At 61.6% G+C, this 15337-nt stretch carries 14 protein-coding genes; 5 read left to right on the top strand and 9 right to left on the bottom strand.

Going from position 1 to position 15337, the window contains the following annotated elements; genetic code table 11:
• Nucleotides 1-35: 35 nt before the first annotated feature.
• Complete coding sequence (locus tag LDN82_RS03265) at nucleotides 36-1118, bottom strand: glycosyltransferase family 4 protein (protein WP_224166354.1); 1083 nt, start codon at nucleotides 1116-1118, stop codon at nucleotides 36-38.
• 219 nt (nucleotides 1119-1337) lie between these two features.
• Here LDN82_RS03265 and LDN82_RS03260 point away from each other — a divergent pair, with 219 nt between their 5' ends.
• Nucleotides 1338-2036, top strand: coding sequence for a DsbA family oxidoreductase (locus LDN82_RS03260; RefSeq protein WP_224166353.1), 699 nt, complete (start codon nucleotides 1338-1340; stop codon nucleotides 2034-2036).
• A 76-nt stretch (nucleotides 2037-2112) separates the two neighbouring features.
• Here the strand turns inward: LDN82_RS03260 and LDN82_RS03255 are convergent, their stop codons facing one another.
• From LDN82_RS03255 to LDN82_RS03230, 6 genes are all read right to left on the bottom strand, one after another.
• Nucleotides 2113-3651 (bottom strand): alpha-N-arabinofuranosidase, encoded by a 1539-nt coding sequence (locus LDN82_RS03255; protein ID WP_224166352.1) that lies wholly within the window; start codon nucleotides 3649-3651, stop codon nucleotides 2113-2115.
• Between the two features lie 49 nt (nucleotides 3652-3700).
• Nucleotides 3701-4597 (bottom strand): carbohydrate ABC transporter permease, encoded by an 897-nt coding sequence (locus tag LDN82_RS03250; RefSeq protein ID WP_224166351.1) that lies wholly within the window; start codon nucleotides 4595-4597, stop codon nucleotides 3701-3703.
• Nucleotides 4598-4599: 2 nt separating this feature from the next.
• Nucleotides 4600-5547, bottom strand: a complete 948-nt coding sequence (locus LDN82_RS03245; protein WP_224094187.1) for a sugar ABC transporter permease — start codon at nucleotides 5545-5547, stop codon at nucleotides 4600-4602.
• A 35-nt stretch (nucleotides 5548-5582) separates the two neighbouring features.
• On the bottom strand, nucleotides 5583-6917 hold the full coding sequence (locus LDN82_RS03240; RefSeq protein ID WP_224166350.1) for an extracellular solute-binding protein: 1335 nt from the start codon (nucleotides 6915-6917) through the stop codon (nucleotides 5583-5585).
• A gap of 182 nt (nucleotides 6918-7099) precedes the next feature.
• Nucleotides 7100-8098, bottom strand: a complete 999-nt coding sequence (locus tag LDN82_RS03235) for a LacI family DNA-binding transcriptional regulator (RefSeq protein WP_224166349.1) — start codon at nucleotides 8096-8098, stop codon at nucleotides 7100-7102.
• A 209-nt stretch (nucleotides 8099-8307) separates the two neighbouring features.
• A complete protein-coding gene (locus LDN82_RS03230; RefSeq protein WP_224166348.1) occupies nucleotides 8308-8859 on the bottom strand; it encodes a hypothetical protein in 552 nt (183 codons plus the stop codon).
• 532 nt (nucleotides 8860-9391) lie between these two features.
• On the opposite strand from LDN82_RS03230, the gene LDN82_RS03225 reads away from it, so the two are divergent.
• Nucleotides 9392-10804 carry an MFS transporter gene (locus LDN82_RS03225; protein ID WP_224166347.1) on the top strand — a complete coding sequence of 471 codons (1413 nt, stop codon included), beginning with the start codon at nucleotides 9392-9394 and terminating at the stop codon, nucleotides 10802-10804.
• A 183-nt stretch (nucleotides 10805-10987) separates the two neighbouring features.
• Nucleotides 10988-11659, top strand: a complete 672-nt coding sequence (locus LDN82_RS03220; RefSeq protein ID WP_224166346.1) for a TetR/AcrR family transcriptional regulator — start codon at nucleotides 10988-10990, stop codon at nucleotides 11657-11659.
• Nucleotides 11660-11675: 16 nt separating this feature from the next.
• On the opposite strand, the gene LDN82_RS03215 is transcribed toward LDN82_RS03220, so the two are convergent.
• Together LDN82_RS03215 and LDN82_RS03210 are read right to left on the bottom strand one after the other, a co-directional pair.
• The gene (locus LDN82_RS03215; protein WP_224166345.1) at nucleotides 11676-12320 is read right to left on the bottom strand and encodes a LytR C-terminal domain-containing protein; all 645 of its coding nucleotides are present in this window, start codon (nucleotides 12318-12320) and stop codon (nucleotides 11676-11678) included.
• 22 nt (nucleotides 12321-12342) lie between these two features.
• Nucleotides 12343-12642: a type II toxin-antitoxin system VapB family antitoxin gene (locus LDN82_RS03210; RefSeq protein ID WP_062069994.1), complete on the bottom strand. Its 300-nt coding sequence runs from the start codon at nucleotides 12640-12642 to the stop codon at nucleotides 12343-12345.
• A gap of 136 nt (nucleotides 12643-12778) precedes the next feature.
• Here LDN82_RS03210 and LDN82_RS03205 point away from each other — a divergent pair, with 136 nt between their 5' ends.
• Together LDN82_RS03205 and LDN82_RS03200 are read left to right on the top strand one after the other, a co-directional pair.
• Nucleotides 12779-13699: a hypothetical protein gene (locus LDN82_RS03205; RefSeq protein WP_224166344.1), complete on the top strand. Its 921-nt coding sequence runs from the start codon at nucleotides 12779-12781 to the stop codon at nucleotides 13697-13699.
• A gap of 107 nt (nucleotides 13700-13806) precedes the next feature.
• Nucleotides 13807-15336, top strand: coding sequence for a stealth family protein (locus tag LDN82_RS03200; RefSeq protein WP_224167449.1), 1530 nt, complete (start codon nucleotides 13807-13809; stop codon nucleotides 15334-15336).
• Nucleotide 15337 lies beyond the last annotated feature (1 nt).

The following is a 15337-nucleotide window of genomic DNA, read 5'->3' as shown; positions in this document are numbered from 1 at the left end:
ACGAAGCCTTCCTCGGGAAATGTCCTGCTTATCGATCACAGGTTGATGGGGGCTTGCCTCTGATTGTCTTGCAACTTGCCGTTGCCGGGAAGGGCTCCGGCCTTGAATTCTTCGATGACCGTGGCATAAAGCTCCAGATGGTCCGCCGCCATCCGTGCTGCGTTGAAATACTCATCCACGGTGCGCCGGCATTCCGCACGGCTAAGCCCTTGCACGTCCTGTACAAACCCTGCGAGTTCATTGGTCTGCGCGAGATATCCTGTGACGCCATGCCGGACTATTTCCGGTGCCGCGCCCATCGGCGTGGACAGTACTGGTGTTCCGGTGGCCAACGACTCGATCATTACCAGCCCGAACGGTTCATGCCATTGGATGGGGTTGATCATGGCCATCGCTCCGCCCATCAGTTCGTACTTCTCCGGGTCTGAGAGTTCGCCCAGGAATTCTTCCTGGGAACCAAGGACCGGCTCCACGACGTCGTGGAAGTAATCCTGCTCATCCTTGGCATGCATCTTGGCAGCGATGCGGAGCGGCACCCCGGCCTCACGGGCAACGGCCACCGCCTCCAGCAAGCCCTTGTCCGGGCACATGCGTCCGACAAAGCATGCATATCCGCCGGCGCCGTCGCCGACGGAAACGGTGGACAGATCCAGGCCATGGTGAATGACCGCCGATATTTGAAGGTCGGAGATGCGGCTGCATTGATCATGCGAAATGCCAATGATCGCGGTGTCCTGGGCCATATCCCGGTAGAGCCCTGCATACCTCGGTGTCAGCGGGCCATGGACGGTGGTCACCACGGGAACACCCGGCGGCCGGTGGGCGTAGAGAGGTCCGGCAAGGGTGTGGTCATGGATAATGTCCACGTCCTTCATGCCGGCATAAGCCTTGATGACGTGGTGTAACTCGCTGAGCGTCAGCCCCAGCTCTTCAGGCTCGCTCGGCCCGAAGCCCCGCAGCAGCGGAACGGGGCAGGTGCTGTCAGACGCCGCCGCCAGGAGTACGTCATGCCCTGCATCGGATAAGGCACGGGCCAAGGCATCCACAACCCGTTCCGTGCCGCCATACCGTTCCGGGGGCACTGTGAACCATGGTCCAACGATGAGTCCAACGCGCATGCTGAAGGCCTCCACAAATATGCGAACCCGCGCACGGGGTTCAACCTCGTGTTCATCGCGGCCCCAGACACACGCGATTCTTCGGGACGAAGAGCGCCCCACCGGCTGACTGCATAACCTGCTTCACACATTAGGCTGGGCACGCCAGCCCCGGCAATGGGTGACGAAAATAACAGACTTTTCCGGAATGCGCGCAAGGCCCTCGAAGTTGACCACAGCATGAAGATTGAGATCTGGTCCGACGTCGCGTGTCCCTGGTGCTACATCGGCAAGCGCCGCTTTGAGACTGCCCTGGCACAGTTCCCCCACCGTGATTCCGTGGACATCGAGTGGAAGAGCTACCAGCTGGATCCCTCAATCCCCGGGCACTATGACGGCACGGAATTGGACTACCTGAGCAAACGCAAGGGCCTGGCTCCGCAACAGGTCAAGCAAATGTTCGCCCACGTCACGGAGACCGCCAAGGGCGAGGGCCTGGACTATCACTTCGACAAGGTAGTAGTTGCCAACAGCTTCACGGCCCACCGCCTCATCCACCTCGCCGCAGCCCATGGCCGCCAGGATGCCGCCAAGGAACAGTTGCTCAGCGATCACTTTGAGCACGGTGAGGACATCGGCAACCAGGAATACCTCACGAAACTTGGCGCCGCTCTGGAACTGCCGCCCAACGAGGTCGCAGTGCTGTTCACCACCGACAAATATTCGGACGCCGTCAACGAGGACATCAATGAAGCCCGCGCCATCGGCGTCACCGGTGTTCCGTTCTTCGTGATCGACCGCAAGTACGGCATCTCCGGAGCCCAGCCGGCGGAGCTCTTCAGCGAGGCCCTGAACCAGGCGTGGCAGGAAGCCAATCCCCTGATCCCCGTGGGCGCATCCGACGCCGAAGCCTGCGGCCCGGACGGCTGCAGCATTTAACGCAACGCGGGGTCACTTAGGGCCCATGTTGGCTGTCAACATGGGCCCTAAGTGACCCCGCGTTGTTTCTAAGCGGCTAGTTTTTCACAACCTCAAGCTCGACGACGGCCCAGGACAATGCGGGCAGCGTCAGCCGGAGTTCCGAACCAGTCGCCTTGACGCCTTCCAGCGGCTTCATGCCGACCCGACCCTGCTGGTCCTGCGTGTTGATGGTGAACCTGTCACCGCCCTCGGGGATCTCCAGGACTTCGGCGCGGAGCACCTGGCGCGCGTCGAAACCTCGAAGGGCTGCCTCGACGTCGGCCGCTTCTTCCAGCCCACGGTTGGCGAAGAACAGCGCAACGCGCCCCGTTTCCTCGTTCCACGTGGCGCTGACATCCACAAGGTCCGTGCCGCCGAACCGCGCATTCTCGTACTTGTCCGAGTCCACGGAAAGCCGCAGGATCTGGCCCGTGGCAAGCTCGGCCATCCGGGCGAACGGGTGGAAGATGGTCTGCTTCCATGCCGGCCCGTTCTCTTCCGAGAGGATCGGCGCGATCACGTTGACAAGCTGCGCCTGGTTGGCGATCTTGACGCGGTCGCCGTGGCGGAGCAGCGAGTTGAGCAGGGTCCCCACCACCACGGCATCCGTCACGTTGTACTTGTCCTCGATGACGCGGGGGTGCTCCCGCCACGGGGCCTTGACGATGTTGCTCAACTGGTCCTCGGTGTCCCGCCCACGCTGGTACCAGACGTTCCATTCGTCGAAGGACAGGCTGATGTGCTTCTTGTGCTTGCCCTTCGCCCGAACGGCGTCCGCGGTGGCGATCACTGACTCGATGAAGTAGTCAGTATCGACGGCGGACGCCAGGAAGCTGCCGACGTCGCCTTCTTCTTCGAAGTAGTAGGCGTGGAGGGAAACGTAATCCACTTCGTCGTAGGTGTGGGTGAGGACCGTCTGCTCCCAGGCACCGAACGTAGGCATCCGGGAGTTGGAACTGCCGCAGGCCACCAATTCAATGTCCGGGTCCACGAACCGCATGGCCTTGGCCGCTTCCTGGGCAAGCCGCCCATACTCCTCGGCGGTCTTGTGGCCGATCTGCCAAGGACCGTCCATTTCGTTGCCCAGGCACCACAGCTTGATATCGAACGGGTCCTTGTGGCCGTTCTTGGCGCGGAGATCGGACCAGTAGCTGCCGCCAGGGTGGTTGGCGTACTCGACGATCTCGCGGGCAGCATCCACTCCCCTGGTGCCCAGGTTGATGGCTTCCATGATTTCCGTGCCGGCCTGCTTGGACCAGTCCACGAACTCGTGCAGGCCGAAAGCATTCGTTTCCACGGTGTGCCAGGCACCGTCCAGGCGGCGGGGCCGGGTTTCGCGCGGGCCGATGCCGTCTTCCCAGTTATAGCCGGAGACGAAGTTGCCGCCTGGGTACCGGATGACAGTTGCACCTAGTTCCTTGACCAGCTTCAGGACGTCCTGCCGGAAGCCGTTCTCGTCGGCCTCAGGGTGGCCGGGTTCGTAGATGCCGCTGTAGACACAGCGGCCCATGTGCTCCACGAAGGAGCCGAAGAGGCGCCTGGGTACCTCGCCGATGGTGAAATCTCGATCGAGGGTGATGCGTGCGCGGGACATTTATCTCCTTGGTTGTGTTCTGAAACAGTTGGTTGGCGAAGGTTCCGGATCAGGTTCCGGCGAGTCCCGTCGTCGCGACGCCCTTGATGATCTGGCGTTGGAAGAACAGGAAGACAACGATGAGCGGCAAAGCTGCCAGCAAGGCAGACGCCATGTTCTGCGCGTACTGGACGCCGTAGGCGCTCTTGATGGTTTGCAGGCCCACCGGGAGGGTCAGCAGGGAGTCGTCGTTGGTGGAGATGAACGGCCACAGGAAGTTGTTCCACGCACCGATGAACACGAAGATCGCGACGGCGGCCAGGATGGGCCGGGACAACGGCAGGATGATCTGCACGAAGATCCGGAGACGGCTGGCACCGTCCATCACTGCCGCTTCTTCAAGTTCATGCGGGATCTGGTCGAAGAACTTCTTGAGTACGAACACCATGGCGGGGTGAATCACCTGCGGCAGGATGATGGCCCACGAGGTATCGATCATTTTGAACGCGAGCATTTGGTAAAAGAGCGGAATCATCAGCACGGGTGGCGGGACAATGATGGCTGCGATGATCACGACCATCAGGACCTTCTTGCCTTTGAACTCGATCCTGGAGAGTGCGTAAGCAATAAGAGCCGAGATCACCAGTGTGATTGCCGTGATGGCCGCGGAAGTGTAGAGCGAGTTCCACGTCCAGAGCGGGATGTTCCCTGCCTGGAACACATTGACGAAAGCGTCAAAGGTAAAGCCCGACGGCGGGAACCAGCTGACCTTGGACGCTGACGCATCCGCTTCGGACTTGAACGCAGTAACCGTGGCCCAGGCGAAAGGAATCAGCCAGAGGACCGCAATGAAGGCGGCCACTGTGACTGCCGCGATCTTGCCCACTGTCAGCTTTTTGCGCGGCTGCCGTATGACTTGGCGGCTACCGCTGGCTGGGGTCGAACGGGTGAGGGTGGTGGTTGCCATGGCTATACGCTCCTGCGGCGGGTGATGACGAACTGCAGCGCGGAAACCAGCACGATCAGTCCGAAGAAGATGTAGGAGATAGCTGCGGAATATCCCAGCCTGTATCCGGTGAACCCGGTTTCGAAGATGTACTGGACCACGGGACGGGTAGATCCGCCCGGACCCCCGCCTGTCATCTGGTAAATCTGGTCAAAGACTTTCAGGGAAGCCAGGATCTGGAGCAACACAATCATCACGGTTGTGGGCGTGAGCTGCGGCATCGTGATGGAGAAGAATTGCCGCCAAGCGCCTGCGCCGTCCAATGACGCTGCTTCATAGTGCTGGACGGGGATGTTCTGCATTGCCGCCAGGTAGAGCAGGAAGTTGAAGCCAACAGTCCACCAGAGTGTCGCGATCACGATTGACCACATGGCCACATTGGGATCGTTGAGCCACCCCACTTTTGCTATGCCGAACTTTGACAGGAAATCGTTGATCAGGCCGAGCTGCGGGTTGTACATCCAGACAAAGAACAGCGACACAACTGTGGATGCCAGCAGGAACGGCGCAAAGTAGGAGAGCCGCCACAGCCACTGGGCTGGAAGGCCGATGTTCAAGAGGGCCGCCATCACCAACGCAATCAGCACCAGGGGAACCGTGCTGATGACTGTGAAGTACAACGTGTTGCCCAGTGAACGCCACATCCCGGCATCGGCAAAGGCTTCGGCGTAGTTGGAAAATCCGATGAGGGTGTCGTTGGCGCCTGTCAGGGATTTGCCCGTGAGACTCATGTAAAAGCCGTACAGAATAGGCCAAATGAGGAATACGAGGAAGAAAATCAGGAAGGGCGCTGCGAATGCCCACCCGTTCAGGGTGTCCCGGCTTCTTCGGAGAGATAGCCCGGCCTTGATGCCTGGGCTGCGTGTTGTCCGTGGTTGGCTGGTCTGCCGGGACAGTGTAGAGGAACTCATGAAGGACTCCTTTGTCGCTCGGTGTGCTGTGCCGGTCAGACCGGATTGGGCCGGGATAGAAGGTCGTTGGTGCGGGCCACGAAGCCGTCCCACCCCTCAGCTGCTTTGGTGCGTCCCAGAAGTACGTTCTGGATGTACTCGGCAAAATAGTTTTGCCAGTCCGAGCCGGATCCGCTGAACCAGGCCTCGGGATCGTAGTTGATGATGTCCGCCGCGTTGGCGTAGTGGATCTGGGGCGTGAGCTCCCCGTAGGCCGGCGATTGAACCACAGGCTGGTATGCCGGGATGTGGCCTGCCTCAGCCCATAACAGCGAACCCTTGAGGATGTCGCTGACGAACTTATATGCGTCTTTACGCTTCTCTTCATCCACCACGAGTTGCCGCGGAAGGACGAAGGAATGCGAGTCGGCGTAGGAAGCCGGTGTCCCGTAAAGGGTGGGGATGGTGGCAGCGTCGACAGGCAGTTTCGCTTTCTTCATGGTGGGTAGTTCCCAGCCGCCGCTGAAGAGCATTCCCGAGTCGCCCCGGACAAACTCTGCGATGCCGGTATTGATGTCATTGCCCTTGGCTGCGATGGTGTCATCAAAGAGGGAGGCCATGAATTCCAGTGACTCTATGGCAGCGTCCCGATCAGCCTGCATGGGTTGGCCGGGAGTCAGCACAATTTCCGCGCCGTGCTGCTTGTACAGGGTGTAGAACAGCCGCCACATCTGCGCGCCGAGGTTCAGGTATCCAAGGGAAAGACCGTGGGCCTTGGTGACTTTTTGCATCTCCAGTGCCATGGCCTTGAATGCGTCCGGTGAATTCACCTCCTGCAAGAGGCCGTTGCTTTCCAGGAGACCCGCTTTGCCGGCTATGTCCGTGTTATAGAACATGATGAACGGGTGCGAGTCCAGCGCCAGGGAGAAGACCTTTCCGTCTTGCTGGCCCTTTTCCCAGATGCGCGGCGCGAAGTTCTCCGGCGTGATGCCATTCTCCGCGAGCAGCCCCAGATCCCAGGGCTCAATGAGGCCGCCCGGGGCATATCCGGGAACTCGGCTGGCGTGCATAATGGCTACCTCTGGAGGCCGGCCCCCGGCAGATGCCATGGCCAGCTTGGTGTAATAGGGCGGGCCCCATGCCAACACGGTGGGGTGCACCTTGAAACCGGGATTGGCTTGGTTGGCATTGGCGATCATCGCTTGCATCTTGGTACCGTCGCCGCCGGACAAGAGATGCCAGAAGCCGATCTCCCTGACTTCGCCGGCTTGGGCCGCGCCTCCACAGCCTGTGAGGCTGGTGGCCAGAAGCCCGCCGCCGAGGAGGGCCGATCCAGTCAATAACTGTCTCCGGGTCAACTGTTTCCCGGTCAATGATTCAAACTGCTTCACCCGTAACTCCTTTGGAAGGGTGGCTGAAAAGGACACAACTGCTGCGCAAAATCCGGCTTCGGTGCATCCCCACTGCCGGGTAAAGGGTGGCCCGGGGGTGACGCGGCTCTCACATTACATCGTTGTAATAGGGGAGGCAAGAGAAAATTGTTAGCGCGAACAGTTTAATGTTGAAGGCCTCTTCAGCGGCTGCTGTCCCGCTCCACAATGCTGTAGTCAACGGTGACAACACGTTGCCCCTGGCCCCTGTCCGCCATTCGCTCGGTGAGGAGGCGCAGGGCTTCGGTGGCGATGGTTCGTTTATCGAAAGACACCGTGGTCAGGGAGGGAACCGCGTAGCGCCCATCCATGACGTCGTCGAAACCAGCCACCGCTATATCGTCAGGAACACGGACGCCCTTTTTCCACAGCGCATTGAGGGCGCCAATGGCCAGCGAATCCGTGAAGCAGAACAACGCCTCAGGCAGCGGGTTGGATTCCAGGTAATGCATCAGGGATTCGGCGGCGGAGCCAGGAGTCCATTGACCGCAGGAGATCAGCAAGGATTCATCCAGCGGAATCCCCAACTCCGCAAGCGCAGCCTCGTAACCCTGTCTCCGTTGGATCGAGGTGGCAGACTGCCTGGTCTTGTTGATACCCAGCACGGCGATGCGCCGGCGTCCGGGCTTGGCCAGGGCAAGCGTCATATCGCGCGCCGCCGCGAAACTGTCCACGTAAACCCGGTCCGCAAGCTCCTGGGTCACTTCGCCCAACAGGACCACAGGAGGCAAAGCCACCCCAACCTTCACGGCACTTTCATCCAGCACCACAGGGTTGAGAATCAGGCCGTCAATGAGGTTGGAGCGCGCTCGGGTCATCAGCTCATGCTCGCGCTGCGGATCCGAACCTGTTTCCTCGATCTGGACGCTCCAGCCCTGCTCATGGGCTACTTCCACAATGTTCTGGGCTATCTCAGCCGAGAACGGGGTGGCCAGATCCGGCAAGGCCAGCGCGATTACACCCGAGCGGCCGTTGCGGAGTCCGCGCGCAGAAAGGTTGGGCACGTAGTCGAGCTCCTGCATTGCTTGCTCAACCCTGAGCCGCGTTGGAGCGCTGACCGGCACGATTCCGTTCATGACGTTCGAGACGGTTTTCGGCGATACTCCCGCGCGGCGCGCCACATCCTTGACCGTTGCCCGCAACAGTCCCCCTCATGAATTTAGTGTCCGGTTCACACGATGTTACGCGAGTCTGCGTATACCTCATGCGCCGGGGACGGGCGGGTTCCAACGACGGTCACAACCGATTTGCTATGAGCACACATCGTAAATGGCCAGCTCGGGGATGACTGGTGCGGGTAAACGCGGCACTCCTTCAGCCGCCCGCTCAGCGTTCAGCCTGCGGGCAGTTCTCATCCGTCAACGACGGACATCGGTAGGCCGCCCCCATGCACGGTAGGGGCGATGCTGTCCAGCTGCCAGCCGTCCCCAGATATCCGGAATGCCGCGATCTGCGGCAGCGAGTAGCCCGATGGGATGCTGGTCGGCCCATTCGCTGTCGAGGATTGGTGTTCCTCGGTCAATTCCTTGAACCGGACGCTTGCCTCCGAACCGGTCACCTCGACCGACTCCACCGTTACCTTCGTCGAAAAGGACGTGTACCAGAAGCCCATTGACTTGAATCCGGCCTTTGACCGAGCCACCACTTCGAGGTCCCGGTCGCGCTTGGACCGGTAGGCCGCCGTCATCTGCCCCTCGGCAAGGCGCGGGGCGGGGGGAGTGTCGAGGACTGTGCCGTTTCGATCCTCGACCGCAGCCTGGATGATGGCCGCGAGCTCGGACGACGACGGGCCTGGCACGGATTCGGACGACCCCACTGCGGGCGGCCCGGCGGCCGGCTGGCACCAGGCGAGGGCGAACCCGAGCACAGCCACCACGGTGACCGTGTACGGCGAGTACTTCACCGTGCTCCCCCTTGCCCTGGATGTCAACACAGCCTGCCGCGCCGAACCCACCCCAGTCAATGGGGCCCAATGACGGCCCTGTCCTCCGCAAAGATTCTCCGCAGGCGGTCCGCTACGCTCCCCCCCAACTCGTATGACGGCGGTCCGGACCCTGCCCCGGATTCATGCAGACCACGGTGAGTTAACGGATACAACGAATTAACCTCTCAGGCTCTTGACCGGGACGGGTCGCGCCCTTAGAGTTTTCTGATATATGAGTCATATGTCACACGTCGCCGACCTCGATTCCAGGTTTTGATCTCGATGGGTCGGCGCGAGGGTGCCGGTAACGACGGCCTTGGCATATGCATCTCGAAGAGCAGTGATACATGACGACGCCGAAATCATCTCGCGTCCTGCGGCCGTACCGGCTGGCATCGAGCCAGCCGGTATCGTCCACCGGGCGCTAAGGGCTGCGGCTGTCCGAGCATCTAAGCAACGGCGCTCTGGTGCCGTCAGCGGTCTGCGCTGAACCAGAAGGGAACAAATCTCAATGATCCATCCGACCAGGACGACGGCCTCCGTCGACACCCCCATACCAAAAGAGACCAGCTCCAAGTTCAAACGCCGCTTCATGGTGCGGCTTGTCGCGGTCTTCATCGGCGGGATGTTCCTCGACGGCTACATTCTCGGAATTATCGGCCCCGTCACCGGACTCATGCGGTCAGATCTCCAGCTCGACGCACTATCGCTGGGCATGATCGCCGCAGGTCCGTTGGTTGGTATCTTCGTCGGCTCCCCGCTGGCCGGCTGGGCTACTGACAAGTTCGGACGCAAACCCATGTTCCTCGTGGACATGGGCCTGTTCCTGTTCGCCTCAGCAGCCCAGTTCTTCATAACCTCCGGGGACGGGGCCGTGATCCAGCTTGCCGCCATCCGGTTCCTCATGGGCGTCGCCATCGGTGGCGAATACTCAATCGGTGGGCCGTTGCTATCAGAGTTCTCCCCTCCGAAGCTCCGCGGGCGATTGCTCGGGCTGACCTTGGTCGCCTGGTACGTCGGTTTCATGATGGCATTCATCATCGGCACGCTCCTGCACGACGCCGGCACCCCCTGGCGCCTGGTACTCGGCACGAGCACGATACTCGCACTCGTCCTGTTCCTCGCCCGCATGGGCCTCCCCGAATCGCCGAGCTGGCTTATTACGAAGGGCCGGCATCAGGAAGCACTCGCGATCGCACGCAGATACGTCGAATCGCCCCAGATGCACGACAGCATCACCGGAGAGATGGATCTGAGGATGATCCAGGAGGCCGAAGCCGCGAAGAGCGGGACCAAAATCAAGAACGCCTCCTTCGGAATGCTGTTCTCGAGGCAGAACTGGCGCGCCACCGTCTTCACTGCAGGTTTTTGGTTCTGCGCGGTCACTCCGTACTTCGCAATCGCGACCTTCGCCGACGAGGTGCTCAACCAATTCGGCTTCGGCGGCGGCTGGGCCGGTGGAGTCGGCCTGTCCGCACTTGCGGTCGCGGGCGTTGTTACCAGCGTTCTTTTGATTGACAAGCTCGGTCGCCGAATCCTCACTGTGCCCGGGCAGTGGCTCTGCGCGGGCATCCTGCTGGTCATCGGAGTCTGGGCGGACGCACCAGCAATCCTCGTGCTCGTCCTGTTTCTCGCCTTCTCCTTCTTCAATGCCGGCTACACCACAATGACCCAGGTCTATCCGGCCGAGGTATTCCCCGGCCACCTGCGTGGCGTCGGCATGGGCTTCGCCGCGTCCTTCAGCCGCATCGGAGCCGCACTCGGCACCTTCGCCCTGCCCTGGGCGATCGCCAACATCGGCATGGGCGCAACCATGGTCGTAGCCGCCGCCGTCGCATTACTCGGCGCAGCCCTCTCGCAATGGCTCGCGCCTGAGACCAAGGGGCGCACCCTCGCGGAGATCTCAGCAGACTTCTCCCACTGACACCTGGACTGCGCGGTGACCTGGAGCAGGAGCTAGGAGCCATCATTCTTTTCCTGGTTGGGTAGGCGTGCCTACAGCACAGCTGTAGGCACGCCTACCGTCCATTCAGACCCAGCCCCCAGGTTCGGGATACACGTACACAAGCTGGCAGGACTTGGTGACACATCACTGTAAAGTGTCTATATGCCCAGGATCACGGCCGCCACGAACGCTGCCCAACGCGCCGAGACCCAACGCCGTATTCTGACCGCCTTCGGTGAACTCCTCTTCACCCACGGGCTGCCCGGCCTCACCATGACCGACGTCGCGCGCCACGCAGGCGTTGGCCGCACCGCCGTTTACAACTACTACGCAGACATGGAGCAGTTGCTCATCGCGTACGCGCTGGATGAAACCGAGCGCTTCATCGTGGACCTTCGGGATTCGCTGGCAGCCCTTGAAAACCCAGTGGACAGGCTGGCCCTCTACGTCCGCGCCCAGGTGGAGGACCTCAGCCGCCGCCACCTACCGCCAGGCCCAGCGATGGCCGCCGTTCTTTCCCCGGCCTCGTTCGCGAAGCTCGCGGACCACGTGGGCGAGCTCAACGTCCTCCTCCAGGACATCCTCACTGACGGCGTCCAGCAGGGCTACCTCCCGGACACTGATGTCGCCCAGTTGGCGCGGCTCATTCACGGCACACTGTCTGCCAGTGCAGCACGACGCAACCGAACGCCCGACGGCGGGACTCCCCCGCCTGCCCCAGCCTCCGACGTCGAGCCCCAGACAGCGCAAACGGTTCGATTCATCCAACTGGGTGCGGGAGCGCAGTTCGACGAAGCGGGCAAGCCCGTCCGCCTGGATGCACTGACGCTATAACTACCAGGCCTGCGACCTACTGCGCGGGGCGGGTGGGGATGATCGGCCACCGGGAGTTGTCCGCGATTCTCAGGTCCTCGCGCGGACAGCTGAGTTTGCCTGGAGTCTGGTCCACGAGTTGCGGTTCAACCAAGCCCTGAAAGCCCCGGGTGAGGACCACGTCCACTGATTCGTCTTCGCGGTTGTCCTGGAAGTAATCCGTTCCGGCCAAATTCCGCTGGACGTTGAATGCGGCTGCCTGGCCCTTGACTCCCGAGACCACCACCCCGATTCCCGAGTACGCGGTGTCGCTGTTGTCCACGGAAAGGACCTTGTACCCCCGTGCTGTGAACTCGTCGGCGACAGTATTGGCCAGCCCTGCCCGCGAGGTGGCATTGAAGACGTTGATGTTCACGGTTTCGTTCGGCACGTAGTCGAATGTAGTGGTGGGGCACAGGCTGGTTGGCGCTTTGCTGGCGATCGCCGTGGGAATCCTGATGACACCATTCATGATGGCCCAGGCACCAACTGCTCCGGCTGCTATGACGCCTACCAGCAGGACAAGGACAATGGCGTGGAAGACGCGGCGCCGGAAGCGGCTGCGTTGGGCACGGGCGTCCTCGGCGAACGTGGCGCGAAGCTCAGGTCCGGTCACCACATGGTGCCCGTGCAACTGCGTCACATCTTTGGGACGCTTGCCCTGCCTAGCCATCGATTACCAATACGCGTGCGTGAATGGCCGTCCTCTGGTGGAGCGCGGTACGGACTGCCCGATGGAGCCCATCTTCGAGGTACAGCACGCCCTGGTACTGGACCACGTGCGGGAACAAATCCCCAAAAAATGTTGAATCTTCTGCGAGCAATGCCTCCAGATCCAGGGTGCGCTTGGTGGTAACAAGTTCATCGAGGCGAACGGGCCGCGGTGGAAGGGCAGCCCAGTCACGCGGCGCGGAATATCCATGGTCAGGGTACGGGCGTCCCTCGCCCACAGCTTTGAAGATCACCCTGCAAGCCTATGGAAGATGCTGCGCTAACGGAACTTGTGACCCCCGGCACACGCAGGTTGTGGCCAAACGGTGACTATCCGACGTCAGGCGTCATAGCTGTGATGCACACCTCGGGGACTGACAGAATAGGGGCATGACTCAATCGCTCCAAGGTACCGACCGGACCGCTGCCCACACGGCCCCAGCCCTCGCGCTGCTGCTGGACGTCGACGGCCCCATCGCCAGCCCTGTAACGCGCGACGTCAAGCCGGATATCATCGCGGACCTCGTGGCGCTGGCTTCGGCCGGCATCCCCGTCATCTTCAACACGGGCCGCTCGGACGCGTTCATCAGCGAACAGGTCATGGGGCCGATGATCGAGGCCGGCATGCCGGCCGGTACCATCATCCACGCCATCTGCGAGAAGGGCGCCGTCTGGTTCAGCTACACAGCTGCCGGCCCCGGACCCATCCACGTGGACCACGAGCTCGCCGTGCCCAAGGCCTACGGGGATGACATCCGCAGGCTCGTCGCCGAGGACTACTCCGCGCACATGTTCTTCGATGAGACCAAGCGCGCCATGGTCTCCGTTGAGCAGCACCTTGACGTGGCCAGCGAAGATTACCTGGCCGAGCAAAAACTCTTCGACGCAGACGCCCTGAACATCATGGGCCGCCACGGCCTCAACGCAGCCATCCTGGACCACCACGCCCCGGAGTCCGATGACACAGTGGACTACCGCCTGGACCCCACCATTATTTCCACGGACATCGAATCCGTCCGTTTGGGCAAGGACCTTGGCGCCAGCCGGGCAGTGGAAATGTTGGCCGCCCAGGGAATCACCCCGCTCTCCTGGCGCACCGTGGGTGATTCCCGTACGGACTACGCCATGGCAGACTGGCTTCACCACAACGACCACGATGTGAAGCACGTGGACGTCCGGCCCGCAGACGGCGTTCCGGTGAAGCCTTACACCATTCTTACCGCCGCCGACCTCGAGCTGGCGGACGACGTCATTCACGACGACGCCGGCGGAGCCTTCCTGCGCAGCTGGCGCGAGGCCCTCGCCATCTAGACTCCCGCATTCCCCAGAAACGACTCACAACAGTACGGAGAAAAGCCATCACGCAAGCACAGGTCGATCCGATTTACCACGGCAGCCCCACCGTAGAGGAAGATGCGATCGCCGAGGCGGTCTCACCTGCCGTCGTTGCCCACCTGAAGCACAGGTCCGACGTCGTCCGTCACCGCGGGCGGTACGCCCTCCTTAACGGTGACCTCACGCCCCAACAGGCAATGGTTGCGGACCTGCTGGCCATCCGCGCCGCTTTGGACGCCGCCGGCGTGGACTTCATCCTGGTGCGTGGCAACGACGAAAGGCCGGTCATCGCCGTCGACTGGGAGTCGCGCAAGGACGTTCGCGAGGCACTGGTTGCTGCCTTCCGCAATGAGCCGTTCTACTCCATGACTGTCGATGCCAAGAAGAAAACCTCGGTCCTGGTTGCAGACGGCGAACTCTCGGCCAACCGGAAGGCACGGATCTTCCGCCTGTACCGGCCCAGGGTGGAACTCGGCGGCGGCCTTTGGTACGGCCCTGCCCTCGGCGTCCAGTTGGAACTGTGGAGGTTCGAAGGCGACCACCTTGAACTCCCCGTGGAGAATTCCCTGACACGGCGCACCATGCTGCGCCAGGACGCCGTTCGCGGTACCGTGCAGCGCCATGGCCTCACTTGGCCGACCATCGAGAACATGTTCGCGGACCATGCCAGCGACATCGACTTCGACATCGACATCGTCTTCTCGTGGGTGGATGGCAGCGACCCCGAATACATCGCCAGGAGACGCGCCCAGCAGGCTGGGGCTGTCCTCGGCGAGGGCGATGACCATGAGGCACGCTTCCGGCAGATCAACGAGCTGAAGTATGCACTGCGCTCGGTCCACATGTTCGCACCGTGGGTGCGCCGGATCTTCATTGCCACCGATTCGCCCACACCGGCATGGCTTGCCGACCACCCCTCGGTCACGATCGTGCGCAGCGAAGAGTTCTTCGCCGATCCGTCAGTACTGCCCACCCACAACTCGCAAGCAGTGGAGTGCCAGCTGCACCATATCGAGGGATTGTCCGAACACTTCCTCTACTCCAACGACGACATGTTCTTCGGCAGGCCCGTTGGCCCGGACATGTTCTTCACGCCCGGCGGAATCACCAAGTTCATCGAGGCTGACACCCGGATTGGGCTCGGCGAGAACGATGCCGAACGCAGTGGCTTCGAAAACGCTGCACGCGTCAACCGCAAGCTGCTGTGGGAACGCTTCGGACGGATCACCACGAGGCACCTGGAACACACGGCCGCTCCCCTGCGCCGGAGCGTGGTGGCCCAGATGGAGCACGAATTCCCGGCTGAGTTCTCCAAGACCGCGGCGAGCCGCTTCCGCGCTGCAGACAACATCTCAGTAACCAACTCGTTCTACCACTACTACGCGCTGCTCACCGGCAAGGCCGTGACCCAGACCAACGCCAAGGTCCGCTACGTCGATACAACGCAGTGGTCCGGACTGCACTACCTTCCAAAGCTGCTGGCCAAACGGCACATGGATCTCTTCTGCCTCAACGATGGCAGCTTCCCGGAGGTTGAAGCGGACGAACGTGCGGAGCTGGTAACCGACTTCCTGGAGAAATACTTCCCCGTCAAAGCCCCCTGGGAGAAATAGA

Origin of the sequence: Arthrobacter sp. StoSoilA2 (assembly GCF_019977195.1) — a bacterium.
Lineage (GTDB): Bacteria > Actinomycetota > Actinomycetes > Actinomycetales > Micrococcaceae > Arthrobacter.
Note: the sequence above shows the minus strand (reverse complement) of the source record. Positions and strands in the feature narration are given on the sequence as shown.